Genomic DNA, 26,761 nt, shown 5'->3' on the forward strand with positions numbered 1-26,761 from the left:
TAGCGGGCCCTGGACGGTCACCGGACACCGAAAGGAAGCCCCCACGATGCCATCCCTTCACCTCGGCGACTTCATCAGCAGCGCCACCTGCGGCTCACTCAGCGGGACACCGTACGGGGCGCTGGAGCAGTACGAGCTGGTGGACTTCCTCGCCGCCTGGACCGAGCTGCACCGGGAGGCCCTGGCCGTGCTGCCCGAGCGTATTCACCCGACCGCGTTCATCCACCCCTCGGCGATCGTCGGCGACGATGTGATCGTCGGAGCGAACGTCCGGATTCACGAGTTCTCGACCGTCCGTAAGGGCGCCGTCCTGTGCGCGGGGGCGAGCGTCGGCTTCAACTGCGAAGTGACCAAGTCCTACGTCGGCGAGAACGCGGTCCTCGGCCACCGCATCGGCATCAACCACACACTCATCGGCACCGACGCCCACCTCTCGGCCGGCGTCAGCATCGCGGCCATCGCCATGAGCGACGACATGCGCAACCCCGACCGGGAAGTCATCATGCGCAGGCCGGGAGGCATCTACCGTTGCGGCACAGCCCAGTTCGGCGCGCTCATCGGTGACCGCGTCCAGACCGGCAGCGGCATCGGACTCGGCCCCGGAGTGGCCATCGGGCGGGACTCCCAGATCCTCAGCGGCGTCACCCTCGCAGCCCGCGTCCTCGCGCACCACAGCGTCGTCAGCGCTCCGCACACCGCCGATGCGCACGTGCGCAGCCGCTCCCGGCTCGGCCAGCGTCGATCTTGAGCCGCCAGAGGGAGCCAGGCCGGCGGACAGGACAGCGATGCGACGAGCGCTACTTCACGGGCGTGCCGTTCGGCGAAGGGGTCAGCGGTCGCTCAGCCCGCCAAGAGGCCGAGCAAGGGCCGCAGCTCTTCGAGGCCACGGACTACGTCCGTGGCGCCGGCAGCGTGTAGATCGGCAACGGTGGACTTGCCGGACGCGACGCCCAGCACTCGCACCTGGTTGGCGAGGCCCGCCGCGACGTCGGCCGGGGTATCGCCGATGAGCAGCACGTCGTCGGCGCCGATGGAGGCGTTCAGCGCCTGACTGGTCCTGAGGATAGCGATACGAACGAGCTCGCTCCGCTCGTCGTCGTCCTCGCCGTATGCCCCGTACGGGAATCGGATGTGTGCATCGAGTCCGAAAACCTCGAGTTTGATCTCGGCGACCGCACGGATGTTGCCCGTCACCACGCTCTGCGTCACCCCTTCGAGCTGGGCCACAGCGGCCAGCGCGGTCGCAGCTCCGGGGAGTGCGTGGCCGCGCTCTCGGAGTTCGGCGGCGCGCGCGACATGGCGTTCGGCGGAGCAGCGGGCGAACTCCTCGAACATGGCACGGTTGCTGTCGATGCCGTGCAGTTTCGCGGTCTCCCGAAAGATGATGGGCTCGGTCATCCCATCGATCGAGGCCTGCTCCCGCATCACTTTGTTGGTGACCTGCTGGAAGCACTCACCGAAGATCTCGCCGCCGACACCCCGTGTGGCGATCAGCGTGTGGTCGATGTCCCACAGAACCAGCTGCACTGCCGTCGCCTCCGATGCCTAACGCCCGCAAGGGGCATTGCCGTGTCACACGTTGGTGTATCTCCAACTTCGCGCCCGCTCAACACGTCTACGCTGGAGACTCATTCTCCTTCCGCGATGACAGGGGCCGGAGCGGTGCCCGAACTCTCAGTCGGTGAACGCATCCGCCATCACCGAACGCGTCAGAACCGCACTCAAGCGGTGATCGCCGGGCTTGCTGGCATCACTGAGGGCTACCTTACCCAGATCGAGCGTGGCCTGAGAATCCCGTCCACCGACGTCATCGCCCGCCTGGCCGCCGAACTCCAGGTGTCCGCCGGCGTTCTGCTTGGAGACTCGACACCTCAGGCCGCAGCGCCGGCGACCGCCGGATCCGACGTCGTCCGTGCCCTGCTGGGCCAGCTGGGGCCACCGCCAGGAACGCCGCACACCACAGCAGGCCTCCGAGACCGAGTGGAGGAGGCATGGCGGTCCTGGCAGACCTCACCCACCCGGTTCACGGAAGCCAACGCCACTCTGCCTGCACTCATCTGCGACGTGGAGTCCACGGTGCGCGCCCGCCGCCGCGACCCGCAAGCGGCCGACCGCCGCGACGCGCTGCGGGTGGCCGCCGACCTGTACGGGCTCTTGCGCTCCTACTGCCGCAGAGTCGGCCGGCCGGACCTGTCGCTGATGGTCGCCGACCGGGCTCTGCGCGCAGCCGAGGACGCGGACGACCCGCTGCGGATCGCAGCGGCCCAGTGGAACTTGGGCCATGTACTGCTCGCTCAGCCGGGCAGCTCGGGGGACGCTGCAGAAGTCGCACTGGACGCAGCGGACACGCTGCGCCGCGCTCTGGACACAAGGGAAGCCGTTGCGGTGCGCGGTGCTCTGGAGTTGGTCGCCGTGGTGGCCCAGGCGTGCACGCGCCGCGCCTGGGCTGCTCGTGACCGACTGGCCCAGCGTGTCGCGCCCCTCGCCAAAATTGCGGGCGAAGGCAACACGCTGTGGACCGTCTTCGGTCCGACCAACACAGAACTCCACGCGGTGTCGGTGGAAATGCTCGACGGCAACGCGGTCGAGGGCCTGCGCATGGCCGACCGGGTGGACACCAGTTGCCTGCCCTCACGCGAGCGGCAGTTCACCTTCGGACTGCAGGTCGCGCGCTGCTACGACCTGCGCCGCGAAGACGCCGCCGTCCTGGTCCATCTCCTGGAGCTCGAGGAGCTCGCACCACAGGACCTCGAACGCAGCCCCTTGGCCCGCGAACTGGTGGTGTCCCTCATCGAACGGGCCCGGCCGACCTACCGCCGACAGGCGACCAGTCTGGCCGAGCGCCTTCATTTGCTGTGATGGCCCGCGCTGCGAGCACACCCGTACTCTCAGCGCGGATTCCCCGTTGCACCAGCCCGTACGTTCCTCGCCCGAGGGAACGACAACGGGAAGAGCGAAACATCATGACCGCCGACCGTGCCACAGATGAGACCCCTGGCTTTAACGGCACCCGTATCGCGGCAGCGGGGAAGGCTTGGGATGCGGTTCGAACCTCCCGCTTCAATGGCTTGGGGGCGCTGGATATCCTGCAAGACCCTGGTGCGATTGTCGTCGAGCAGCGCTCGATTTACTTCCTAGTTCCTCCCGGCAGTACGCAGTCGTGGGATCTGCCGCACACGACTGCCTTGGGCGAGTCCAACTATGTGATCCTCCCGCCGGACGATAAAGACACGCCGCCCGGCCCGTACTGGCTGGTCCCGCCCCGCGCCTGCCGTCTGCACACCGACCCGGCCGTGTTGCGGTCGGCCCTGGAGCAGGTACTTGGACCTCGCCCGCCGGCGCACGGTCGTTCCAAGATCAGTGATCTAGCCCGAGGATCTTGAAGGGGCGGTGGCGGTCTCGGCTGGCCCAGCGGGTGGCTTCGGTGATGTCGGTGCGGCCGGTGAGCTGGTGGGCGCCGATGGCGAGGTTGCGCAGGGCGGCCATGGCGCGGGGGCCGGAGTGGGTGCGGACGCGGGAGTTGTCCTCTTGGTAGAGGGTGTCGCGAAGCCAGTGCAGCGATTCGATGCCCCACTGTCCGACGGTGTACCCGGCGATGGCGGGGGCGTCGGCTTGAGCGGGGGCGAGGTCGGTGACGCCCAGGACCGCGACGTTCGACAGGGACTTGCCGTTGAGGTCGGTGACCTGGCGTTCGATCAGGAACACCTGCTGGACGTAGGGGAAGTTCAGGCCCTCGGGGGCGGGTCGTACTTGCAGGGTGCGGGTGGCGATCCGGCCGTGGCCCCTGCTGGTGGCGCTGTGGCCGATCGGGACCTCGTGCCAGGGCAGGGCGTCCAGGGCGGCGAAGAGCGTGGGCTGGTTGCCCTTGGCCTGCATGAGGAAGTGGGCGCCGCGTTCGTGCAGGTAGCGGACGGTGGCGCGTTGGGTGTGGAGGGCGTCGACGGTGATCACGTGGTCGGTGATCTCCAGGGGGTCGAGCAGAGGTCGCAGCATCGGGATCTCGTTGGGTGTGTCCTGAATACGTAGAGGAGCTGGTTGTAGGAAAGCTGCCTTGAAGTAGTGCTGTACGGGAGATGAAGGTGTTTGGCCCTTCGGAGCCGCCCTGCGGGGGAGGCTTCAAACCGCCTCATGCTGCGCTAGCTAATGACTGTCGTGGTGAGCGATTGAGGAAAAGGCGTCGTAAGAGGCGTCAGGTGGGGATCAGGAAGACGAACGCAAGTGAATCGTTGCTGAAGTGTCGAAAGATTCTTAGACGACATCAGAACCGGGACGTACAACGGGTTCCGGGATGAGCCTGGCGGGTGCCCGCTTATTGGCCAGGCGGTGTCCGGCATGAAGACGACGTGAGCCTGATCTGCCGCTTCCGTACGGAACAGGAGAAGGCGCTCCTCGGCACTGTCTGCCCTGGTAGGGGTGGCGAGAGGGAGTGTCCCAAGCGGCTGAAACCGCGAGGGATCGAGTACCGATACGAGGCGCGCCGGCGGACCGGCTCGTAGTAGTGATGAAGCCTCTGTAATAGAGGTGGAGCGAAGGGGTCGGGCTATTCGTGACGTTGTGTATCTAGACAACCGGACGCTCTCCGGGAGGAACTATATGGACACGTTGAAGTCAACAGGCAAGCCGTTTGAGATCTCGAAGCGGGAAGTCTGGGAGGCATACAAGGGAGTTAAGGCGAACAAGGGTGCGCCCGGTGTGGATGGGCAGTCCCTTGAGGACTTCGACAAGGATCTGAAGAACAATCTGTACAAGATCTGGAATCGTATGTCGTCCGGGACGTATTTCCCGCCGCCGGTACGTGCGGTGGAGATCCCCAAGTCGTCGCCCCGCGGCGGCTCAAGGATCTTGGGCGTGCCCACGGTGGCCGACAGAGTTGCCCAGACCGTAGCCGCCAGGCACCTCATGGACCGGGCCGAGCCCGTCTTTCATGAGGATTCCTACGGCTACCGGCCGGGGCGCTCGGCGCTGGATGCGGTGGAGTCCTGCCGACGACGCTGCTGGAAGAAGGACTGGGTGATCGAGCTTGACATCCAGAAGTTCTTCGACAGCGTCCGATGGGACCTCATCGTCAAGGCAGTGGAAGCGCACACCGATGCCGTCTGGGTGATTTTATATGTGAAGCGATGGCTCCAAGCGCCGCTTCAACTGCCCGACGGGACCTTGCAACAGCGGGACCGTGGAACCCCACAGGGATCAGCGGTCTCGCCCGTGCTCGCGAACCTGTTCATGCACTACGCGTTCGACATGTGGCTGGCCCGGGAGCATCCCACCGTCACGTTCGAACGGTATGCAGACGACGCCGTCGTGCACTGCGTCACTGAGCGTCAGGCCCGCGAAGTGCTGGCCGCGCTCACGGACAGGATGGAGAAGGTCGGGCTGCAACTGCACCCCGACAAGACCAGGATCGTCTACTGCCGGGACGGGCAACGCCAGGGCTCCTATGAGCACATGGAGTTCACCTTCCTCGGGTACACGTTCCGCGCGCGCAAGTCGCAGGACAAGTGGGGCAGGCGTTTCCTGTCCTTCGAGCCTGCAATCAGCAAGGACGCCTTGAAACGGATCAGCGGGGAAGTGCGCAGCTGGCGTCTTCACCGACGGTCCGATCTCTCCTTCGTGGAACTCGCCCGACGGATCAACCCGATCGTGGCGGGTTGGGTCAACTACTACGGCCGCTTCTACCAATCGGCCCTGACCCCCCTCCTACAGCGCATCAACGCCTACCTGGTGCGATGGATCCGCAAGAAGTACAAGCGGCTCGCGGCGCTGCGCAAGGCCCTTTCGAAGATGCGGGACATCGCCCAGCGATACCCCCGTATGTTCGCGCACTGGAAGGTGACCACCGCAGCGTCCTCAGCCTGGTGATCAGAACGGCAAGAGCCGTGTAAAGAGAGATCTTTACGCACGGTTCTGCGAGAGCCGGGGGGTGAAACTCCCCCCGGCTACTCGACTCTTCGCGCCGACCGGGACCTGGTTGAGGACCAGGCGCCGGTCGTGGAGCATCGCGGCGAGCAGGCGGACCTGCTTGCCGTCCTTGTCCTTCGCGCCGCGCAGGGCCTTGCCGTCCACCGCCAGCGGGACCAGGCTCCGCGTGTCGGCACCGGGGTTCTGCGGCAGGGCGGGGCCTGGTTCGGGCGGCTGTGCGGCGGCGGTGCGCGACAGCAGCCAGGCCCCGACGGCCAGGTCCAGGGCGTCGGCGTCGACGCCGGTGACCAGCCGCCACACGGTGGTCTTCCCCGGTGGTCCGATCGGTACCGCGTACTCGCAGCGCGCATACAGCCAGGCCAGCAGGTCGGTGGGGACGTCCTCGATCCAGCCGGCGATGGCGGTGAAGGACCGTATCCCCGCCACCACCGCCCCGGCCGCCAAGGCCAGCACGACAGCCAGCGGGTGTTCCACCCAAGGGAGTTGGCGACTGTCGGGGATGCACAGGAAGTGCGCGAGCAGATCCAGGGCGGCGCTCGGGCCATCCAACTCGCCCGGCAGGTCGAGACCTTGTTCCAGCGAGGACAGCAATGCCGACCAGGCGGCGTCTTCGTCAATGTCGAAGACGGGCGTGCCAGACTGAGCCAAGGCGGAGCTCCGGAGTTGGGCGTCTTGGGAAGGACACCTGTTACTACCGGAGCTTCGCCCCCTCCACCAACGCGCAGGCCAGCACACTCGCACGATCGCCAGAGCACAAGATCATTGATCTTGGAACGACCGTGCCCGCCGGCGGCTCGTGACGTCCCCGACCTGCCCCGAATCACGTTCGATCAGGCGCAGGGTTGGTCGTGCGCTTTATGCGGCGTCCGGCTGTACGCGGACTGTTCGCTGGGGATGTTCTACACCGGCCAGGGTCTACTGGGCATTCCCACGGAGCTGTGGGCCTGCAGCCCGCAATGCCCTGAAGCTATAAGGACATAGCGGCACATTCGTGGCAACTGGTCTGTGTTTGCGGCGTCAAGAAAACCGAGTTCCGACTCGGTTGTCCGGCCGTGCTGAATTGTGATGTTTTACCAGCCGATGAGGTGCCCTGAACTGCCATAACCGGCTGTGCTATTGACGATTCTTTGCGTAACGTATGGGCACGCAGTAGCCACCTGGGGCAGTTGAGCACTAAACGGCCATACGTGCTGCACGCAGCACACCGCGCACCACCTGGGTGAGACCGAAAACATAGGGGAGGCGCAATGGCACGCCCAGCACAATCTGCCCGTGGACGGCTTCGCAACCGGAACCAGTCCGTCGCAGCGGTCTTCCTGGCAGGCACGTTCGCGCTGTCTGCCTGCGGCGGTGGCACAGATGATGCCGGCGCCAAAGAGCCCAAGGCCTCCCCGTCCATGACCAGCCAGAGGCCGACCAAGCCCGCTGCGGATCCGACCGAAACCGCTAAGGCGGAGGCTGTCGGCACGTACAAGCGGTACTGGCAGGAGATGGAACGCGTCTACGCGACGGCCAAGGTCGAAGGCACGGGCATCAAGAAGTACGCGGCGAGCACAGCACTCAGCAGGACGGGCGTAGATACCAAGCGAATGCAGAAGACCGGCCGGATCTTTACCGGGAACGTCACGGTCAACGACCCGACTGTGACTCAGATTGACCTCAACCGGAAGATCCCCAACGCCAAGATCTCCAGCTGCCTGGACGTCTCACGCTGGGTCGTCGTCGACCGTGGCACCAAGAAGCCCGTGGCGCTGCCCACGAAGCGCCTGACCAAGTACATCATCGTCGCCACGGTCGAGCGGTGGCCGGAAGGCTGGAGGGTCACCAGGGACGAGCCTCAGACGGGCCGCCCGTGCTGACCCACCGATGCATGCTCGTGGCGACCGTCCTCGTCATGTCATCGCTCGCGCTCACCGGACCGGCATACGCCGACGAGCCCGGGGGAGGCGTCCAAGGATGTGAGAACGACTTCATCTGTGTTGACGCTGGAGCGCCCGGCCGGCCTGGCGGCAGCAAGCCTGGCGGAGGTGGCGGCGCTGGCGGAGGCGAGGGTAAGGGCGGCAAGGCAAGCCGGCGGACCTGTACCTACAAGCTGGCCGACCCGCAGCCGCCGGCAGACAGCCTGGACTGGGAGGGGCACAAGCCGGGCGACGGTGCCGTGTACGAGCAGAGCTGTGTCTTCGACAACGACGAGGCCTTCATCGTCGCCAGGATGGTCTGGGCTGCTGATCCGCCAGCTGCGGCCGTTGATCCGGCTGTGCTCGCGCAGGAGGCTGTGGACAAGATGCGGTTGCGCGGGCCGGAGATCGGTATCACGCCGAAGCCGGGCGGTAAGGGCGTGGTCGGTATGCCGGTGTATCTGTGGACCGAGAAGGGGGCCGAGACGTACGGTCCGAACACCGCTTCCGCGTCGGCCGGCGGGACGACGGTCACCGCGACCGCGAAGGTCAGCAAGATCGTGTGGCGGATGGGCGACGGCAAGACGGTCACCTGCACCACGCCCGGCACCCCGTACCAAGCCGAGTACGGCAAGCAGCCCTCCCCGGACTGCGGCCACCGCTACACCCAGCCGTCTTCCACCCAGCCGTCGGGGAAGTGGCACGTCACCGCGACATCGACCTGGACGATCGACTGGACCGGAGGCGGCCAGAACGGCCAGCTCACCGAGGTCCGCGACAGCGACGTCGACATCAACGTCGTCGAGGTCCAGGTCCTCAACTAAGCGCAACCTCTCCCCGCACCAGATGTGAAAGGCCTCCGCCGCATGGATTCCCCCGCCGCCGCGCCGCCGGTACCGCGCCCCACCAGCCCGGGCCGCCCCGCGGTCCCCATCACCACGACGGCTCCGGTCAAGCGGGAGCGCCGCTGGTCGGTAGCGGCGCTGTGCATCGTCCTGGCCGTGATCGCCGGTCTGGGCGCTGCCACGGCCGTGACCTCTGCTGGCGACCGGGCCCAGGTCCTGGCGATCGCCCGCGACGTACCGGCCGGGCAGATGCTGACGGATGGCGATCTGACGGTGGCCGAGGTCTCCGCCGATGCCGCGCTGTCTCCGGTCCCCGCATCCGACAAGGCGTCTGTGATGGGCAAGCGGCCCGCCGTCGATCTGCGCAAGGGGGGCCTGCTCACCACCTCCCAGCTGGCCGGTGGCACGGGACTGGGTGACGACAAGCAGCAGGTCGGTGTCCAGGTCAAGCGCGGCCAGGCACCGGCCGGCACGCTCGCCCCGGGGGACAAGGTCCTCGCTGTGACGACCCCCGCGCAGGGCGAACAGCCTAGTTCCAAGGAGGCGGAGGCGCCGCCGTCGACCACCGACGCCGTCGTGGTGAGCGTGTCGCGTCCGGATGCCTCCGGCACGGTCGTCGTCAACCTCGCCGTCTCCAAGAGCAGCGGCCCTCTGCTGGCGACCCGCGCGTCCCAGGGCCGCATCGCCCTCGTGCGTGAACCGCGGAGCAACTGACCATGCCTGTCACCGCTCTTGTCTCCGCCAAGTCGTGCGGCGTGACCACCTCCGCGCTCGCCCTTACCTTGTCCTCAAATCGTCCGTCGCTGCTCGCCGAGTGCGACCCGGCCGGCGGCACCGTACGGGCGGGGATCATGCAGGGCCAAGTCACCGCCGGTTATGGCCTCTACCACCTCGCAGCAGCGGAACGCACCGGAGCCGATGCGCTCGCAGGCGCCTTCGCCAGTCACCTGTGGCCCCTGGATGCAGCCGGTCAGCGCAAATTGCTGCCGGGCCTGACCGACCCGGCTCAGGCCGCGGCGTTGGGCCGGACCTGGCCGGCTCTTTCGGAGATCATGCACGTGCTGTCTGAGGAAGCCGGATACGACGTCTTTATCGACGCCGGTCGTGTCGCCCTCGAGTCCGGCCGCCTGCACACGACACTGACCCCGGCCCCCCTGCTCTACCAGGCCGACCTCGTCCTGATGGTGGTGCGCGGCACTGAGCAGTCCCTCACCCTGGCCCGACACCTCATCACACCGCTGCGCGCCGAACTCGCCGAGCACGGAAGCGGTGCGGACGCGCTGGGCCTGCTGCTGATCGAAGACGGCCCCTCCCGCGCACATCAAGTCGCCGAAGCTCTTAAGGCACCCGTGCTGGCGGCCCTGCCCTGGGACGCGGGCACGGCCGGCTATCTCAGCAACGGTGGTCGCCCGCCGCGCGGGTACGGGCTGCGCAGCCCGCTTCTGCGCCATGCCCGCACGGCCACCGAAAACTTCGAGGCCGCCGCGTCGCGCCGTCACATTCAGCGGCAGTACCCGGCCCGGCCTGCCAACCCGCAGCTGTCCGGTGTGCTGGCGAGACTGAGCCAGAACCATGGGGGAGGCAAGCGTGGCTGACACCCATCAGCGGCCCGGAACGAACGGGCATCCGGCGCCGATGGGCCGCGACGACATTGCCGGCCTGCTCACCGGACGGATCGGCCAGCGCCGAGTCCCCGAACCGGCGCGGCCCCACGCTGATGTGGTCGCGCCTTCGGTGGTCGTGAGCCCGGCGGCGGTGCCACGGCTGGCGGGACTGCCCGGCCAGCTCCCCGTCGAATGGCAGGTCATCGAAGCGCTCCAGAGCGAGGTGTCCAAGCAGCTCAGCGAGAAGGACCCCGACAAGCTCCTCGAAGAGGCCGACCGCCGTGCCCAGGCACGGGCCCTGGTGACCACCGCCGTCGCAGACTGGGCCACCAAGTACGCCCAGGGCAACACCCCGCTGACCGCGGAGCAGGAACGCACGATCGGTGACGCGGTCTTCAACGCCATGTACCGCGGCGGCCGCTTGCAGTCCCTGCTCGATGAGGACGGCGTCGAGGACGTCATGGTCGACGGCCTGCGCGCGCACGTGGAGTACTTCGACAAGCCACGGCGCACCATCGACCGGGTCGCTGACACCCCCGAGGAACTAATCACCTGGGTCAACCGGATGGCCAGCCTGTCCGGCCACGGTGAACGTGCCCTGACCCAGGCCACCCCCATGGTCGGCTTCCGCATGCCCGACGGCTCCCGCGTCACCGCCTCCCTGCTCACCACCCGCCCCTCGGTCATCATCCGTAAGCACCGCATCCGTCAGCACGGCATCGCCGAGATGGTGCAGTGGGGCTCCATCAACCCGACCCTGGAACGGTTTCTCACCAGCTGCGTCCACGCCAAGATGAACATCCTGGTCGTCGGCGACATGGGCGCCGGCAAGACGTCGCTCCTGCGGGCGCTGGGCAGGGAAATCCCGCCCGCAGAGCGGGTGGTGACCCTGGAATCGGACCGCGAGCTGTACCTGGACGAGCCCGGACCCAAGCCCGGCCCGCTGACCTTCGCCTTCGAAGCCCGCCAGTCCAACGGGGAGCGCCACGGCGAGAAAATGGCCGGCGAGGTCTCCATCAGCGACATGTTCGCCACCGCGCTGCGCTACAACGCGACGCGCGTCATCGTGGGTGAGGTCCGCAGCACGGAGATCGTGCCGATGCTGCAAGCCATGAGCGCGGGCGGCTCCGGGTCGATGTGCACGCTGCACGTGCGGCGCCCGCACGCCATCATCAGCCGCCTGGTCCAGCTGTGTACCGAGGCCGGCATGGCCACCGAGGCTGCGCACCACCTGATCGCCTCGTCCATCGACGTCGTCGTCTACCTCACCTACCTGGACGAGACCGCGATCGGCGGCCGCAAGCACCGCTACGTCTCCCACATCTACGAGGTCCACGACGTCGTCGGGGAGGGCGGCCGGCCCACCACCAGTGACCTCTTCAAGCCCCAGGGCGGCGAAACGCGGGCCGTCTACGAGAACATGCCGTCGTTCATCGGCGACCTTGAGCGCACCGGCCTCTTCGACCGGTCGTGGCTGACGGCCAACCCGTACGGCGCGTGGGGCCCGGCCCTGCAGACAGTGAGCTCACGATGACGTCACCCGATCTTGAGCAGCTGGCCGAGCGCGGTCTGCTCAACCCCGTCCTCTCCCAGTTCCTGCGCGCCTGCGTGCTGGCCGGCAAGAACATCATCATCGCCGGAGGGCACGACAGTGGCCGCAGCACGCTGCTTGGCGCACTTGCGGCCGTCGCCCCTGCACGCGAGCGCGTGCTGACCGTCACGGTGGACGGGACAGGACAGCTGCACGGTGCGGACTCCTCGGCCGGCAACATCCACCCCCAGCCCGCCAGTTGGCTTGGGCAGGCGATGTACTACAACGTGAACCGCGTGATCGTGGACCACGCCGAGGACGAGTCCGCCGTGGCCCTGCTGCATGCCATGGCATCGGGCAGGTCCGGCTCAATGGGCACCTTCGCGGCCCCGTATCCCTACGCCGTCATCGACCAGCTCACCCGAGCCGGCGTCGAAGGCGGGTCCTGCCTCAGCGAGCAGGGCGCTCACCAGCTCATCGGGGACGCCGTGGACCTGCTCGTCTATCTGGACACCGCCGACACCTCCACCGGACGGCGACGGTTTGTCACCCATGTACACGAAATCCATCCCAGCGCCGCGGGCGGGCCACCAGTCTTCATCGAATTGTTCGCCCCCGTGCTCGGCCAGATGCGCGCGATCCTCGACACCGAACCGACCTTCATCAAAGAGCTCCAGCAGCACGGCTTCGAAAAGGCCTGGCTGCACGACGCGTCGCGCACCTGGGGGCAGTGGTGACCACATCCCAGCTCGCCCTGATCGCCGCCTGCTGCGCCGCCCTGGCCCTCGCGGCGATCGCCGCCGTGGTGCGGGAGCTGCGCGGACGCGTCCCGGACCCGGTCAAGCCCACGTCCCGGACGGCCGGCCGCATCCAGCGGGCGAAGGCCGAGCTGCCGGAGAAGTGGCAGCGCCGCTGGAGGCAGCTGGTCACCACGGCGGTGATCGTTGCCCTGGTGGTGTGGGCCTGGACCGGCTGGCCCATCCACGGCCTGCTGGCCGGCGCCGCCGTGCTGGGACTGCCCTACATCTTCAACCCCGGCACCGCCGCCACGCTGCGCATCGAGCGCCTCGAAGCCCTCGCGCAGTGGCTGAACCACCTGGCCGGTATCCACACCGCCGGTATCAGCCTGTCGCAGACCATCCGCGCCTCCGCCAAAAACGCTCCCGGACCGATCGCAGTGAACGTGCGGGCGCTGGCCGAACGGCTGCGCTCCGGTATGGAAGCGCAGGACGCCTTCGCACGGTTCGCCGACGAACTCGCCGACGGCGTCAGCGACCACGTGGTGCTGCTGTTTCAAAGTCACGCCGTCTACAAGGGCCCCGGCCTGTCCGACGCGCTTGAGGCTCTCGCGGTCACCATCGGACAGCAGGCCGCCGACGCCCGCCATATCGAGGCCGACCGCGAGAAAGTCCGCAAGAGCTCCCGCATGGTCTCCATCGTCATCACCGTGGTCGTGATCGGCTGCATGCTCAACGACGCCTGGTCCGGCTGGTACCAGTCCCCCATCGGACAGGTCGTCCTCGCCATCCTCGGCGGGTTCTTCGCCTGGACCCTGCGATGGCTGCGGAGCATCGCCCGCACCAAGCCCGACCCGCGCCTCCTGGACCCGCTGCCCGCCCAGTTCACCACCGTTGGAGGGGCCCGATGATCCCCATGGAGGCGGTACTGCCCGCGGCCGCCGCCGGCGCCCTGATCGGCCTGTCCGTACGCGCCGCGTGGCCGGCCAAACCGGATCTGGCCTCCGCGCTGGACCGCCTGGACGCCGGGAAAACACCCACCCCCCTGCCCTCCGCGGCCCCCGCCGCGACCGGGACGCTGGCCGACCGCGTCGGCACCCGGATGCTCAGCGAGCTCGGCGGCCGCCTCACCCTGCCCGTCAAGGACCTGGCGCTGCTGCGGATCAGCCCGGCCGCGCACCTGGGCAAGCGGGTGCTGTTCGCCCTGTACGGGCTGCTGCTCCCGCAACTGCTCCAGGCGCTCCTCGCACTGGCCGGCGCACCCTTCCCCTACGCGCTGCCCGCGCTCTTCTCCCTCGCGATGGGCGCCCTGTTCTGGTTCTGGCCCGGCAAGGAAGTCACCCGCGCCGCGGCCGATGCCCGCCTGATCGTGCGGCATGCCGCCGCCTCCTACCTGGAACGTGTGGCACTGGCCCGGATCGCCAACTCCGGCGCCGCCCAGGCCCTGACGCAGACCGCCGAGGTGGGCGACGGCTGGATCTTCGTACGGATGCGGCAGGTCTTCCACCAGGCCGACCTCTCCGGCATCACCGTCTGGGAGGCGCTGCGCCAGCTCGGCGAGGAACTCGACATCACGGAACTGACCCGCCCGGCCGACACCCTGGCCCTGGCCGGAGACGGTGCCGCCGTCTACACCACCCTTCAAGCCCAGGCCCGGCAGCTGCGCATCGCGCTGCTGACCGACGCGAAAGCACAGGCCAACGCCGCGAGCGCGGCCATGATCCTGCCCGTCACGTTCGGCGTGATCCTCATGCTCATCTTCGTGATGATCCCGATCACGATCACCATCCTCGGCAGCTGAACAGCAAGGAGACAGACCTTCATGGACATCCAGACTCTGACCGTGTGGATCCGCACCCGGTACGAGCAGCTGAAGGCCGGCAAGGACGCCGGACAGACCAGCACCGAGCTGGCTCTGATCGCCGGTGCGCTGCTGGTTGGCGCCGGCCTGCTGGTCCTCGCGATCCGCACCAAGCTCATGGAGAAGATCGGCATCATCAACGGCGGCTGAGCACACCACCAGAAGAGACAAAGGGAGGGGAGAGGCATGAGGGCACGGATGCGAAGCCGCCTGCGGGCGCTCGCCCGCCGTCGCCGGCCGGGCGGCGACCGCGGTTTCGGCAGTGTGGAGTTCGCGGTCCTGGCCGTCGTCGTCCTCATGCTGATTTTCACGGCCATCCAGGTCGGCCTGTACTACCACGCGCGCAAGGTCACCCAGTCCGCCGCGCGCCAGGGAGTGGAGGCGGGACGGGCCTTCGGCGCCGGCCCGGGCGACGGCGTCGCCCAGGCCCAGGACTTCCTCGCCCGGTACGGCAACAGCGTGCGCGGCGCGAGCGTCTCCTCCTCCGGCAGCACCGCGCAGGAAATCCGCATCACCGTGCGCGGCAGCGTCGCCACCCTCGTCCCCAGCCTGGAGCTCGACGTGGTGCAGTACGCCGACGCTCCCACCGAGCGCTGGACCAATCCATGACCGCCGGTGCGCACCGTCAACGGCTGGCGCAGGCACTACGCCGAGACCGGGGCAGCTACGCGGTCGAGACCGCCGTCCTCGCCCCCGTCATGATCGCCCTGCTCCTGCTGATGATCGCGTTCGGCCGGGTGACCGACGCGCAGGGCGCCGTGGACTCCGCCGCGCACGCGGCTGCCCGCGCCGCGTCTCTGGAACGCGACGCCGGCGGCGCCCAGGCGCAGGCGCAGACCGCGGCCGCACGCAGCCTCCAAGGCGAAGGAGTGACCTGCCAGACCTCCAGCGTGGTCGTCGACACGGCCGGATACGCGCTCGACGTCGGGGTGGAAGCCACCGTGACGGCGACGATCTCGTGCACCGCGGACCTGTCCGACATCGGCCTGCCCGGGCTGCCCGGCGCCAAGACCCTGACCGCGGCGTGGACCAGCCCCATCGACACCTACCGGGGGCGGCAGTGATCCCTGTGGTTCACGAATTTTGGCGCCGCGTCGGGATTCTCACCGGCCGTGAGCGCGACCGGGGTTCCATGTCGCTGTTCTTCGCCCTGTCCTCACTCGCGATCCTCATGGTCATGGGGCTGCTCGTGGACGGCGGCGGCGCGCTGAACGCCGCCAACCGGACGACCTCGCTCGCCCAGGAAGCGGCCCGCACGGCGGGCCAGCAGCTCGACCCCGCAGCCGCGGTCGAGGGCACCGCCATCACCATCGACCCGGACGCCGCCGTCGGCGCCGCCCAGGACTACCTCGCCGCAGCGAACGTCCAGGGCGACGTGCAGATCACCGACGGCGGGCAGACCCTCACCGTCACCGTCCAGGACACCTACGACACCTTGTTCGCGCAGCTGGTGGGCAAGTCACAGATCACCGTGACCGGCACCGCGAAAGCTCATCTGCAAACCCAAGCTGGAGGCTGAGCCGCACCATGGCCCACCGCACCCCCGCCCCCCTGCGCTTCATCGGCTCCCTGCTGCGCGCTCTGATCGGCCTCGCCCTCCTGGCCGCGCTGGTCGCCGGCGTGCCCTACCTGCTCCTGAAGGTGGGCCATCAGCCGACCGAGCTGTCCGGCGGCCTGGACCTGCTGATGCGCCAGGACGACGGAACGCTGTTCCTGACCGTGATCACCTGCATCGGCTGGGTCGGCTGGATGGCGTTCACGTTCTCCGTCCTGGTGGAGATAGTGGCCGTACTGCGCCGCCGCTCCGCCCCCAGCATCAAGGGCCTGGGCGGCCTGCAATCCCTCGCCAGCTTCCTGATCGGCGGCATTGTTCTGCTCGCCCCCACCGCGGCGTCGGCGGCCTCCTTGACACCTGCGGTTGCAGCGACTGCCGTGCACACCACCGGGGACACCACCCCCACATCTGCCAGCACCGGTTCGGCGAAGTCCGCGATGAAGGGCACCGACGGGCTCACGCACACGGTCTCCACGCCTACCGAGTCGCCGTGGGACCTGGCGGAGGAGTACCTCGGCAACGGGCAGCGATGGAGGGACATCGCGGCCCTCAACCCCGACAGCCCCGAACTGGCCGCCGGTGACGGCTACCTGCCCAAGGGCGCGGTCATCAAGTTGCCAGCCGACGCGCGGCCTGTCGCCCTCGCCACCCGCCCCACACCCACCGCCCCGGCCCCCGAGCCCCCCGCTGCCAAGGCCCCGGCCGCTGACACCGGCCCCACGGCACAAGCCCCGAAGCAGCAGACCGAGCAGGCCGCCGACCGTACCGACAACACCACCGTCCCGGCCGAGAGTGACGCGCAGCGCCCCGCGAGTGTCACCGTCCAGGAGGGCGACAGCCTCTGGAAGATCGCCGACCAGTACGGCGAGCCCACCGACTGGGCCCAGATCTATGAGACCAACAAGGGCGAAGCCCAGCCCGGCGGCGACACCTTCGACAACCCGAACCTGATCTACCCCGGCCAGGAACTCGACCTGCCCCAGCCGGACGCGCAGCCCGAGCCGCCAGCCGACTCCCATACCGAAAACCCGCTGGCCACCGGCGACCAAACGCCGGAGAACAAGCCCGACAGCACGACCAAGGACAAAGCACCGAACCGGGCCGAGGACGGGCACCAAGGCGACGCGCAGCAGCCGGCACCCGAGGCGGCCACCACAGCGCCGACCCCGTCCCCCAGCCGCACGACCCAGCCGTCAACGGACACACCCAGCGCCGTCGCCCCAGCCGCTCAATCACAAAAGGACGAGCACGCGCTCGCGCCGGCAGCCGTATGGATGGGCGCAGGCGCTCTGGCCGCCGCCCTGGTCGGCACTCTGGCGGTGCGCCGCCGCCTGCAACAGCGCCGCCTTCGCCCGGGCCGTCGCATCCCGATGCCCAAGGGCCGCGCGGCGGCGACCGAGCAAGGCCTGCGCGCCGCCCAGCACCCCACCGGCTTCGACCTGCTGGACACCACGCTGCGCACCCTCGCCCTGAACCTGACCGCCGCCGGCCGAGAGTTGCCCGTGATCGAGGCAGTTGTCCTGCACGAGTCACGTATCGAGCTCCACCTCGACCGGGATACCGCACCCGCACCCATGAAGCCGTTCGCCGCCGCGGCCGGACGCCGCGACCTGTGGACCTGTTCGGCCAGCAGCCCCGATCTGGCCGACGAAGAGACCCTCAAGGACGCGGACGCCCCCTACCCGGCGCTCGTCTCGATCGGCTGGGACGACAAGGGACACCTCGTCCTGGCCGACCTCGAGCACGTCGGGATCCTCCAACTCGCCGGTGACGACGACTTCGCGCGCCACGTTCTGCAGGCCATCGCCGTCGAACTCGCCAACACCCCGCTGGGGCACCTGGAAGTCGCCGCCCTGGCCGACGCGGCGCCCGGCCTCGAAGAAGCCGCCCCCGAACGTGTCGCCCGGACGGAAAACCTCGCCGACGCCGCCGACGCCGTAGAAGCTCACACTGCCGACCAGCGCCGCACCCTCGCCAGCATCGGCACCGACTCGCTGCGGGCCGCCCGGCTGTCCGACGACGCCCAAGGGGCCTGGACCCCGCACATCGTCCTTGCCCAGAACCTGCCCGACGGAGCCGACACCGACCGGCTCTTCAACGCTCTCACCGAGCAGCCCCACACGGCGGCCGCGGTCATCACCACCGGTACCAACTCCACCGACACCGCAGCCGACGCCTGGACGCTCAGTTGCCAGAGCCCGGACGAGACCATCGTGCTTCCCGGCTCGAACCTGCCCATCCATCTCCAGGGACTGAGCGACGAGCACTTCGCCGACGCCATCGAGCTGCTCACACTCGCCGGCAGTGACGCCGATGTTCCGGCACCCGACTGGGTCCGGGCCGGCCCCGATGAAGGCGACCCCGATGAAGGCGAAGACGGCGACGATGAGGCTCTGGGCGAGGACGGTCTGCCCGCCGAATACGCCACCGAAGAGGAAGCCCTCAACGACGACGAGGAGCCCGCTCCCTCAGCTGGCCCCGCCACGCGAGCACCCCAGCCCGACGATGCCGGCCTGGGCACAGCCCACCACCTGACCCTGGAGAAGGACCCGGCCGACGACGTCGACGACGGCCAGGGGGAGGGGCCCGCCGGTCTCTCGCTCGCCGACGTCCTCGCCGAAGAAGACGACGCTGTCGAGAACCAGCCCCGTACCGGACCCGCCGACCTTCCCACGGCGCTGACCACCCCCTGCGCAACACCCAGGGCCGTCCACGTCACCATCCCAGCGCCAGCCGCCACGACCACATCGCCCACCCCGGCCCCGCAGACAGAGGACCCGGACGCGGGCCATGGGCTGGACGTGCTGCTGCTCGGCCCCATCAACCTCACCGGAACCACCGGCCGCATCGATTCCAGCCGCAAGCGCATCGGCACCGAGCTGGTCGCCTTCCTCGCCCTCAACCCGGGCGTCGACCACCACGCCATCGACGACGCGCTGTGGCCCGGACGCGACGGCACCAAGGGCAGGCGCAACGAGCTCATCTCCCGCACACGATCCTGGCTCGGCACGGACGCCGACGGCAAACCGCACGTCCCGCGCGTCCACGACACCGGCGACAACCGCTACCGCCTCGGACCCCACGCCGCCTGCGACTGGACCCGCTTCCAAAAACACACCCGCAAGGGACTGGCCGACCACACAGAAGACGGCGACCTCGCGCTGCGCCGCGCGCTCGCCCTGGTCCGCGGCCGCCCCTTCACCGGAATCGACCCCGGCCGCTACGCCTGGGCCGAGCCCGCCATCGAGGAGATGGTCTCGGCGATCGCGCACGTAGCGTACGAACTGTCCACCCGCCGCCGCGAAGCAGGAGACATCCCCAGCGCCCTGTGGGCAGCCCGCCGGGGCCTGCTCGCCGCCGAGGAGAACGAGACACTGCACCGCCAGATTTTCCTCGCCCACCACACCGCCGGCGATATCGAAGCCCTCCGCCAAGCCGCCGCCACCCTGACGAAGATCAACGAACAGCTCGGCGGCGGCGTCGACATGGACGCCGAGACGGCGGAGCTCCTGCGCAACCTGCTACCCCGGCCTCTCACCACTCGCTGACACTCGAGCACCCCTCCAGAGGAGACGCGTATGCCGACATCCCCGCAGCTGCGCGACGGCCTGGCCCGATTGCGCACCCCCGACTGCGACGTACCCATCGAGATCGCCGCATCACCCAAGGCACGCACCCGCGGGCTGCTCGCCCGCGACGGCATCGACGGCGCGATCCTGCTCACGCCCTCCAGCAGCATTCACACGCTGCGGATGCGTTTCGCCATCGACGTCGCCTACCTCGATAAGCAGCTGCGCGTCATGGACGTCCGCACCATGAAGCCCAACCGCATCGGAGCGCCTCGCTGGCGGGCACGCCACGTCGTCGAGGCTGAGGCCGGCACGCTGGCCCGCTGGGGCATTACACGCGGCGTGACGCTGTCCGTCGAGCAGGAGCCGACCGCTGCTGCTTGACTGTCGGCCGCGTCTTGAGCCGGTGTTCCTCCGCCGAGGTTGTTACTCGCGGGGATTTCCGACCGAAAATGAGGGGGCACGTTAGCGCGCCTCCATTGGCCGGGCTCTTGGCTTGGTGTGTTGCTGGAATCGCCGCACGGCCGCCGCCCAGGCGTCTTCGTCCGGGTGCTGGCCGCGTGGGGGTTCGAGGTCCGGGGCCGCGTCGTCTGTCTCCCGGGTCTCCTCCCCGAGAGCCTGAGCGAGCATCTCTTGTTCAGCGGCACGATCGGCGGCCGGCAGTCCCAGGAGCAGTGCTGCCGCCTGCCGCAGGAGAATGCCGGCGCCTTCCAGCGCGGCATGCGCGCGCCCGACCTCGTGCCAGCTCACGCCCGCCTTGAGCGCTGTGTCGAGCGTCGACGCCGACACGGAATGCATCCCCAGCACGAGCCGGTTCACGGTCTCCAGTGCCTGCTGCGGGTCTGCCATCGCCTGGCGTTGAAACTCTGCCCGCAGTAGGCCCTCGGCCAGCATGAGCACCGATGGCTCTGCGCTCTTATCGTCCACGCTCGGCCAACGAGCCGAGCCTGGTTGGGATACGCGTACACCTTGGGGCGTCAGAGGGCTGAGACAGGATCCGGTCACCGGATCGCGATCTTCTCGAACGGCCGGGCGGTAACAGCTGGCCCTGCGAGGCACAGTTGCGCCCATGGGGGGCTGGAGGGGTGGCTGAACCCTGGGGTCCAGCGGTCTACCGGGGGTTGCACCGAGGGTAGGAACCCCCTTTTCGTGATCTTGCTCGTTTTGCCTGGTCAGGACCCTTCGGCAAGCCCTTCAGGTTCGCCGACACCTCTTCTCCGCGTAGTCGGAGGAAGAGGATCGTTCTCTGGACGCCCAGTCGGCTCCGGCGTACCGCGTCCACTCGCCCTCGTCATACGTGCCTCTGGTCCTCTTTGCCTCCGCCTTCGGCTGCCGGCCTCCTGCCGCTGGCTGCCGCAGCGGCGCGTCTGCTCGGTGCTGCGGCTCGTGCTGTCAACGGCCACTGAGACGCCCAGGTGGGTGGCCGGTGGAGGTCTCGGTGGGTGGCCATCAGAAACGGTGGCCATCAGCCTGGACTCGGCTGGCCGCACGTCTGGACTTTGCCACGGCCGCCGTCACGTGCCCCGGGCGCCGCTGGTTGGTGGCCGACGTCCCCGTCGCCGTGCTTCCAGCGACGGGGGCACAGGGTGCCTGCTGGCTCAGTGGCCCGCTTCGGCACCACCCGTATGTGCGAGCCGCGCGGGCACACCGCCGCGCGGCCTTCGATCTTCCGGCGTCTCGGCCAAGGAACCCCACCAAGTCGACCGGAGCGCTGCGCCTGGTGGTGGAGGATCAAGTGGGGCACCGTTGTCACCACGGGTGGGGGAGAGATTCTTGGCGAAGCCGAAGAAGAAGCAAGGGATGCGGATCCCGTACATCGTGGACGATCTCGGGAACACCTACGACCGGCACGCGATCGATGTCAGGCCGCACTCTCCGTACGTACCGCCCCTGAAGTGCAAGGGGTGCGGCATCCCTGTGTCGGCACGGTCATCCAACGCTGACGATCCGGACTCCCGCTCCTCCCATTACTTCAAGCTGCCGGGCCGCGACCACGCCCCGACATGCACGTACGACCTGAAGCGGCGCGGCAAGCACCTCGTTGACACATCCCAGGGAACGGTGATCCGTCGGGACGGCCAATGGCGCCTGAAGTGCCCGCCCCTGGAGCGGCCCGGCACACGCGGCGCCACCAAAGGACCGTCCGGCCCGGCGCGACCGCCGTGGGGCGGTGGGGGCAGCGGGACGCGCCCCACGAGCAAGCTGCGCGGGCCTGCGATCGCCTCCGCACGCCGGATCCTGCAGCTCCTGGAGGACTTCGCCCACGACCCGGAGGCGGTGGCCGAGTTCGCGGCCGTCGCCCCGGGCGGGCAGCAGAACATCCCGTGGGACGAGTTCTGCTTCGGGCGCGGTCGCGTTGACCAGCTGGCCCAGGCGCTCATCGACGGATCGGCCCGGCAGATCCCGCACGCTGTCTGGGGGCCCGCGAGCACGACCGACGCCGTGGCCGGCAAGACGGGCGAGAGCTACGTGGTGAAGTACGTGGCGCGCAACCCGGTGACGGTCGACGGCCGGCGTATCAAGTTGCAGGTCGCGCTGCGCTGCAAGAATCCGGAGTGGATCGCCGTCGCCAGCCGCTCTGGGCAGTTCCTCGGCTACGGCTACTGGACGCTCTTTCCCGCGGACCTGGCCAAGGCCGGTGAACGGGGCTGGATCGAGTTGCAGCTGTGGGTCAAGGAGCCCTGGCAGGCGGAACGCTGGGATGTCAGCGAGACCCCGTCCGTTTTGCCGACGCCACGCCGGCGCCCGCCCTCGGCGGGACCCGTGACCGTGCCCTCCAGCGGGCAGGTACCCACACGACCACTCGACCGCGATCCTGCCGATGTCCCGGATCTCGCACCGGCCCCCGCCACAGCCACCGACCCGCCACCGCGGGACAGCACCTCGCTCCCAGCCCGGCGACAGCCGGCCGACCTCGACTCGACACCAGTGTCTACGCACGCGCGCGAAGGCGACGATGGGGACCCAGACCGGTCCGAACCCGTACATGAGCAGGGCAGCACCGTCGCGCCGACGCCGGACAACGTGAAGGAGCCGGCACCGCCCAGGACCGTCGCAGACTCCACCCCCTCAACGCAGCACGGTCCGCCGGCGACCGCCCAGCCCCCTCAGCCCAGCGGACCCCCACCTGGGCGGCAGAACGGCGGCATCCCCTTCCCGCCACCGCCATCCCACCCGCCAGCCGTTGCGCCACCGCCGTCACCCGGCGTACGGCGCCCGCAAGTTCGGAGGTGGCTGGACCGGCTGCGCCGCCGCTGACCCGCCCCGGCCGGGAGTCGAGAGCCGCGCACAGACTGGGAGGGCTGTCAGGGCTTGGGCAGGGCGTCCAAGGCGAGGGCCCACGGGTAGGCGTCCGGGCTGCCGTGCTTGGGTTTGTGCGGCACGAAGGCACCGTCACCGAGCAGCACGGTGACGCCGGCGGTCCGGAGCGTTTCGACGCTGCGGGTGGTGGCGGGGTGCGCGTCCTGGGCGTTGTTCCAGTGCGGCAGGGCGACGGTGGGAATGTGCAGGCCGAGCGCCTCGGTTACCAGGCCAAGGGCGAGGGTGTCGGAGATCCCGGCGGCCCATTTGTTGAGGCTGTTGCAGCTCAGCGGGGCAACGAGGATGGCATCCGGTACGGGCAGGACGTCGTCCTGTGAGGGCAGCTTGTACTGGTAGTGGATGGGGTGGCCGGTGAGCTCCGTCAGGGCCTCGATCTCTCCCTCGGCATCCTCGGTGGCCCACCGGTGGGCGGAAGGCGTCAGCACCAGGCAGACGTCCCAACCTGCCGTCTGGGCGGCGCGGATGGGGACGTCGATGTGACGTGCGGGCGGGGCGGCGCATGCGATCAGATACAGGGTGCGTGCGGTCACCGCGGGCCGTTCTCGCTGCCGACTTGCAGGAGCAGCAGGTCGAAGACGGGGCCGCCGGGTTCGTTGCGGTAGGGCCCGGCGCGGTGGTAGCCGAGTCGGTCGTACAGGCTGTGGCCGGCGGTGTTGTCCGGTCGGACGAGCAGCGAGGCGTAGTCCGGGTCGATGGCCTTGAGGAGTTCGGCGTGGAGGCGGGAGCCGATGCCCTGGGACTGCCGGGCCGGGGTGACGGCGAGCTCGCACAGGCCCATGAGCCGCCCCGCCCGGATGTGCTCGGGGATCTCAGGGAGGAGCGCGCCGTACCAGTACGCCGCGCTGCACGGGAAGGCGTAGCCGAAGCCGAGCATGGAGCCGCTCGCGTAGGCCGCGACCAGGGTGAAGCCTTCGTGCTTGAGGTGGCCGGTGATCTGGCGGCGCAGCGCTGCGGCGGACAGTCCGTCGGTGGAGGCGCCCGGAGTGTTGACGAGTTCGGGGTGCGCGTCGGCCCAGATGTCGGCGATCGCGCCGAGCAGGGGCGGGACCTGGCCGGGGCCGTACGTACGGATCACGATGTCGGTGCGGGTACTGGGGGTCACGCCCGTCCTCCTCCGGTGGCGGTGGTGGTGCGGTACTCCTCGATCCAGTGGGCGACCGCGGGGACGCGGGTGTGCCGCTGGAGTGCGCCGGCGACGTTGTGCAGCGACTGCAGCAGCCGGTCGGAGCGCACCTCGGGGAGGAACGCGAGGACCCGGCCCGCTGCTTCGGCGGCTGCTTCTGGTTCGGGTCGGTCCCTCACGGCATGTTGGATGGCGACGTCGGCCGTGTACAGGGCCCTGTTTCTGGCGAAGGCGTTCCCGTGCAGGAGAACGGCCTGTTCGGCGCCTGCGGCGGCGCGTTCGTGCTGTCCGAGGTCCGCGCGCGCGAGGCATTCCAGGCCCGCGAGCTCGCCGGGCGCATAGAAGTCCAGCCACAGCGGATCGTTGCCGGAGGGACCCTTGGCGTAGAGGGTGTGGGCGCGGACGATCGCCTCATCGGTGGCTCTGGTATCGCCCGTCAGGGCCCATCCGCCGGCCTCGCGCATGTTGAACAGGGAGAGCAACCGCGGTGAGCCGAGGGGGCGGGCGACGGCCTGCGCGCCCTGCGCGGCGGAGATCGCCTCGCGCGGGCGCCCCGATGCCTTGGCCAGCAGGGAGAGGCAGCCGAACGCGTGGGCCTCAAGCTCGGGGTCGTTCGCGATCCTCGCGGCGGCCAGGGCCTCGCCGTAGAGCGAATGGGCGTCCGCAGTACGGCCGCTGTCGTAGCTGAGCCATCCTGCCGCGATCGACAGCGCTCCGGTTGCCGAGCGGAGCTTGGCCTCGGTGCGGCTGGTGTACGTACCGGACTGCAGCCACCGGTAGGCGGTGTGCAGCGCCTCGGACGCGGCGTGGCGCAGCGGCGCCGAGCCGTGGTTGTGGTCGTGCGCGTACAGCGTGGTCACGGCCCGGGTGACGGCGCGCACCTCGCTGGCGCCGATTTTTCCCGGCACCTGCTCCTGCACTCCGAGCGGTAGCCCCAGGACAACGCCCGCACTGTCGAGCAGGAAGGCGCGCCGGTCCACCGAATCCTCCTCCGACCTGTGCGGTCCGGCGGCTGGCAGTGCGGACAGCGCCGGGGCAGGCAGGCGGAAGCCGAGATCGGTCATGCTCCGCCCCTTGGTCATCCTGGTCAGGATGCGCTGGTACACGGCGCGCGGACAGACGACTTTCCCGTCCTCCCAGTCCGCCACCAGACGTGATCCGCAGGCGACGTTCTCGCCCATCTCGTGGCCGACCGTGTTGACCTTCTTGGCGAACTCGCCGCGGCTCATCTGGAATTCGAGCTCACGCACGGAGCGCAGCCGGGTGTTGGGGTGGGGCTTGCGGTGGTCGGCCATACCGGCTCCGGTCCGCGCGTCGGAAGGGGTGCGGCGACCGTACCGCTCCCACTCTTCCCATGCCCCCGCCTTGGGCCCGTATCACCCGGCCGGGGCCGACTTGCATCGTTCTTTCATCGGTCCGCCGCGGCTGCCACCGGGAGCCACACGAACGACTCCGTGCGCGTCATCGGCCGCAGTCCCCCAGTTGGCCGCCCGGATCACGCGCTCTTCGAGGGCGCGCTCGCTCCAGCCCCACCGGGCCGGTGGCATGTAGCAGGCCGCCTGACCAGGCGTGGTGAGTGGCGTGGTGAGTTCGCGTCCCCATGGTGAGTGGTGCGTACGGCAGACGCGCCACCGATCTGCGAAGTCTCCGGGGCGGTGAGGTGTGGTGAGTCCGGGCGTTGGTCAGTGGTTGGGGCGCAGGCGGATGAACCGGGTGGTGGCGTGGCGTCCGGTGGTGGTGCGTACTTCGGCGATCAGGTCGGTGAGGACCTCGTGGACGAGCTGTCCGTCGGGGTCGGTCTGTGCGGGGGAGAGGTGCCCGGCAACGGCCCGGGCGATCTCGGAGGCCTGCACCGTGGTCAGGCGTGGTGAGGTGACGCGGGGCCGACCCTCGAGAAGGATCCGGACCGCTCGTGGGCGGCGTGGTGGCCCGAGGACGGCGAGGATGCGGGCGTCTTGGGTGTCGGCGCTGCGGTGCTTGACCCAGGCCCGCTTCAACGCTGGCCTGTACGGGGAGTCCCAGCGGCGGGACACGATCCCTTCCACGTTGAGGGGTGCCAGGTCCCGCGCCCAGCCAAGCGCGGTCTCCCGGTCGCTGGTGGCCAGCACCGGAGTCAGCGGTGAGCTGTCCAGGGCCGTGGTGAGGGCCGGCCATCTCTCGCTCAGCGGCAGCGCGCGCAGATCCTGTCCCTTCGTGCAGAGGACGTCGAAGGCGACGAACTGGACGGCGATCTGGGCTGCGGCCCGGTGGGCGGGGGTGCGTTGCAGGGCGGCGAAGTCGAGCCGCCCGTCGGGATGGAAAGCACAGATTTCCCCGTCCAGGACCGTTCCGGGGGCGAGCGCCTCGCGCAGTGCGGCCGCGGCTTCGGGGAAGCGCTCGGTGATGACAGTGCCGGCCCGCGACTGAAGCACCAGGCGGTCCGGGTAGCGCAGGGCCACAGTGCGCCAGCCGTCGAGCTTGATCGAGTGTTGCCAGCTTGCGGCCCGCTCTCCGAGGCCGGGAACGGCGGAGACCGCCACAGGCCGCATCACCTCCACCGGGACCGGCAGCGGAAAACGAAAGACCGAAGGGGGGCTCATTTCGTCACCGTGCCTGCACTCAGCAGCACCCGGCGACGGCGCACCGTCGCCAGGGCGCGCATTCACTCTCCATACCTGCTTGCCCGAACCTTGCTCCGGGGCTGTGGCGAGCTTTCCGCCTCTCCGGGCGATTGGATTTTCCAGGGAGCAGCCCCTGTTGCGCGCGCAGCGCAGGCGGAGCGGTCTGACTGCGCCGACCGCCGGAAGGGGCGCAGCGCT

The 26,761-nt window shown here is 69.2% G+C and carries 25 protein-coding genes and 1 pseudogene; 18 read left to right on the top strand and 8 right to left on the bottom strand.

Annotated features, from left to right (window positions below; all coding sequences use genetic code 11):
* Positions 1-46 precede the first annotated feature (46 nt).
* On the top strand, positions 47-748 hold the full coding sequence (locus ABCR94_RS13990; protein WP_347119568.1) for an LbetaH domain-containing protein: 702 nt from the start codon (positions 47-49) through the stop codon (positions 746-748).
* A gap of 92 nt (positions 749-840) precedes the next feature.
* On the opposite strand, the gene ABCR94_RS13995 is transcribed toward ABCR94_RS13990, so the two are convergent.
* On the bottom strand, positions 841-1,527 hold the full coding sequence (locus ABCR94_RS13995) for an HAD family hydrolase (protein ID WP_347119569.1): 687 nt from the start codon (positions 1,525-1,527) through the stop codon (positions 841-843).
* A 135-nt stretch (positions 1,528-1,662) separates the two neighbouring features.
* Here ABCR94_RS13995 and ABCR94_RS14000 point away from each other — a divergent pair, with 135 nt between their 5' ends.
* Complete coding sequence (locus tag ABCR94_RS14000; protein WP_347119570.1) at positions 1,663-2,859, top strand: helix-turn-helix domain-containing protein; 1,197 nt, start codon at positions 1,663-1,665, stop codon at positions 2,857-2,859.
* 498 nt (positions 2,860-3,357) lie between these two features.
* Here the strand turns inward: ABCR94_RS14000 and ABCR94_RS14005 are convergent.
* Positions 3,358-4,071 (bottom strand): annotated as a pseudogene (locus ABCR94_RS14005) (ISAs1 family transposase); the annotation flags it as partial.
* 522 nt (positions 4,072-4,593) lie between these two features.
* Here ABCR94_RS14005 and ltrA point away from each other — a divergent pair.
* Positions 4,594-5,859: a group II intron reverse transcriptase/maturase gene (gene ltrA / locus ABCR94_RS14010; RefSeq protein ID WP_347117696.1), complete on the top strand. Its 1,266-nt coding sequence runs from the start codon at positions 4,594-4,596 to the stop codon at positions 5,857-5,859.
* 33 nt (positions 5,860-5,892) lie between these two features.
* On the opposite strand, the gene ABCR94_RS14015 is transcribed toward ltrA, so the two are convergent.
* Entirely contained in the window at positions 5,893-6,567 is a 675-nt protein-coding gene (locus ABCR94_RS14015; protein WP_347119571.1) for a transposase family protein, read from the bottom strand.
* A gap of 749 nt (positions 6,568-7,316) precedes the next feature.
* Here ABCR94_RS14015 and ABCR94_RS14020 point away from each other — a divergent pair.
* Genes ABCR94_RS14020 through ABCR94_RS14085 form a run of 14 tightly spaced genes read left to right on the top strand, consistent with a single transcriptional unit; the run spans position 7,317 to position 19,903 of the window.
* Positions 7,317-7,778, top strand: a complete 462-nt coding sequence (locus tag ABCR94_RS14020; protein ID WP_347119572.1) for a secreted protein/lipoprotein — start codon at positions 7,317-7,319, stop codon at positions 7,776-7,778.
* A gap of 11 nt (positions 7,779-7,789) precedes the next feature.
* Positions 7,790-8,641, top strand: coding sequence for an ATP/GTP-binding protein (locus tag ABCR94_RS14025; RefSeq protein ID WP_347119573.1), 852 nt, complete (start codon positions 7,790-7,792; stop codon positions 8,639-8,641).
* A 42-nt stretch (positions 8,642-8,683) separates the two neighbouring features.
* Positions 8,684-9,376 carry an SAF domain-containing protein gene (locus tag ABCR94_RS14030; protein ID WP_347119574.1) on the top strand — a complete coding sequence of 231 codons (693 nt, stop codon included), beginning with the start codon at positions 8,684-8,686 and terminating at the stop codon, positions 9,374-9,376.
* A 2-nt stretch (positions 9,377-9,378) separates the two neighbouring features.
* On the top strand, positions 9,379-10,257 hold the full coding sequence (locus ABCR94_RS14035) for a CpaE/TadZ family protein (protein ID WP_347119575.1): 879 nt from the start codon (positions 9,379-9,381) through the stop codon (positions 10,255-10,257).
* Positions 10,250-11,800: a TadA family conjugal transfer-associated ATPase gene (locus tag ABCR94_RS14040; RefSeq protein WP_347119576.1), complete on the top strand. Its 1,551-nt coding sequence runs from the start codon at positions 10,250-10,252 to the stop codon at positions 11,798-11,800. Before ABCR94_RS14035 ends, ABCR94_RS14040 begins: the two co-directional genes overlap by 8 nt.
* Entirely contained in the window at positions 11,797-12,534 is a 738-nt protein-coding gene (locus tag ABCR94_RS14045; RefSeq protein ID WP_347119577.1) for a hypothetical protein, read from the top strand. Before ABCR94_RS14040 ends, ABCR94_RS14045 begins: the two co-directional genes overlap by 4 nt.
* The gene (locus tag ABCR94_RS14050) at positions 12,531-13,445 is read left to right on the top strand and encodes a type II secretion system F family protein (protein WP_347119578.1); all 915 of its coding nucleotides are present in this window, start codon (positions 12,531-12,533) and stop codon (positions 13,443-13,445) included. Before ABCR94_RS14045 ends, ABCR94_RS14050 begins: the two co-directional genes overlap by 4 nt.
* Positions 13,442-14,335: a type II secretion system F family protein gene (locus ABCR94_RS14055; protein ID WP_347119579.1), complete on the top strand. Its 894-nt coding sequence runs from the start codon at positions 13,442-13,444 to the stop codon at positions 14,333-14,335. The genes ABCR94_RS14050 and ABCR94_RS14055 overlap by 4 nt, the downstream gene beginning before the upstream one ends.
* Before the next feature lie 21 nt (positions 14,336-14,356).
* Positions 14,357-14,545 (top strand): hypothetical protein, encoded by a 189-nt coding sequence (locus tag ABCR94_RS14060; protein ID WP_347119580.1) that lies wholly within the window; start codon positions 14,357-14,359, stop codon positions 14,543-14,545.
* A gap of 36 nt (positions 14,546-14,581) precedes the next feature.
* Positions 14,582-15,004 (top strand): TadE family protein, encoded by a 423-nt coding sequence (locus ABCR94_RS14065; RefSeq protein ID WP_347119581.1) that lies wholly within the window; start codon positions 14,582-14,584, stop codon positions 15,002-15,004.
* Positions 15,001-15,459: a TadE/TadG family type IV pilus assembly protein gene (locus ABCR94_RS14070; RefSeq protein ID WP_347119582.1), complete on the top strand. Its 459-nt coding sequence runs from the start codon at positions 15,001-15,003 to the stop codon at positions 15,457-15,459. The genes ABCR94_RS14065 and ABCR94_RS14070 overlap by 4 nt, the downstream gene beginning before the upstream one ends.
* Positions 15,456-15,914 (top strand): TadE/TadG family type IV pilus assembly protein, encoded by a 459-nt coding sequence (locus ABCR94_RS14075; protein ID WP_347119583.1) that lies wholly within the window; start codon positions 15,456-15,458, stop codon positions 15,912-15,914. Before ABCR94_RS14070 ends, ABCR94_RS14075 begins: the two co-directional genes overlap by 4 nt.
* Before the next feature lie 8 nt (positions 15,915-15,922).
* Positions 15,923-19,498: a LysM peptidoglycan-binding domain-containing protein gene (locus ABCR94_RS14080; protein WP_347119584.1), complete on the top strand. Its 3,576-nt coding sequence runs from the start codon at positions 15,923-15,925 to the stop codon at positions 19,496-19,498.
* A 30-nt stretch (positions 19,499-19,528) separates the two neighbouring features.
* The gene (locus ABCR94_RS14085; protein WP_347119585.1) at positions 19,529-19,903 is read left to right on the top strand and encodes a DUF192 domain-containing protein; all 375 of its coding nucleotides are present in this window, start codon (positions 19,529-19,531) and stop codon (positions 19,901-19,903) included.
* 81 nt (positions 19,904-19,984) lie between these two features.
* On the opposite strand, the gene ABCR94_RS14090 is transcribed toward ABCR94_RS14085, so the two are convergent.
* Positions 19,985-20,446: a hypothetical protein gene (locus tag ABCR94_RS14090; protein ID WP_347119586.1), complete on the bottom strand. Its 462-nt coding sequence runs from the start codon at positions 20,444-20,446 to the stop codon at positions 19,985-19,987.
* Positions 20,447-21,292: 846 nt separating this feature from the next.
* On the opposite strand from ABCR94_RS14090, the gene ABCR94_RS14095 reads away from it, so the two are divergent.
* Positions 21,293-22,777 (top strand): hypothetical protein, encoded by a 1,485-nt coding sequence (locus ABCR94_RS14095; protein ID WP_347119587.1) that lies wholly within the window; start codon positions 21,293-21,295, stop codon positions 22,775-22,777.
* A gap of 47 nt (positions 22,778-22,824) precedes the next feature.
* Here ABCR94_RS14095 and ABCR94_RS14100 read toward each other — a convergent pair whose 3' ends face one another.
* From ABCR94_RS14100 to ABCR94_RS14115, 4 genes are all read right to left on the bottom strand, one after another.
* The gene (locus ABCR94_RS14100; RefSeq protein ID WP_347119588.1) at positions 22,825-23,370 is read right to left on the bottom strand and encodes a flavoprotein; all 546 of its coding nucleotides are present in this window, start codon (positions 23,368-23,370) and stop codon (positions 22,825-22,827) included.
* Entirely contained in the window at positions 23,367-23,942 is a 576-nt protein-coding gene (locus ABCR94_RS14105; protein ID WP_347119589.1) for a GNAT family N-acetyltransferase, read from the bottom strand. The genes ABCR94_RS14100 and ABCR94_RS14105 overlap by 4 nt, the downstream gene beginning before the upstream one ends.
* Entirely contained in the window at positions 23,939-25,258 is a 1,320-nt protein-coding gene (locus tag ABCR94_RS14110; protein ID WP_347119590.1) for an NsdA family TPR-like regulatory protein, read from the bottom strand. Before ABCR94_RS14110 ends, ABCR94_RS14105 begins: the two co-directional genes overlap by 4 nt.
* Before the next feature lie 387 nt (positions 25,259-25,645).
* Positions 25,646-26,542 (bottom strand): ATP-dependent DNA ligase, encoded by an 897-nt coding sequence (locus ABCR94_RS14115; RefSeq protein ID WP_347119591.1) that lies wholly within the window; start codon positions 26,540-26,542, stop codon positions 25,646-25,648.
* Positions 26,543-26,761 lie beyond the last annotated feature (219 nt).

The sequence above is a fragment of the Streptomyces changchenzhani genome (assembly GCF_039766235.1).
Taxonomy (GTDB): Bacteria; Actinomycetota; Actinomycetes; order Streptomycetales; family Streptomycetaceae; genus Streptomyces.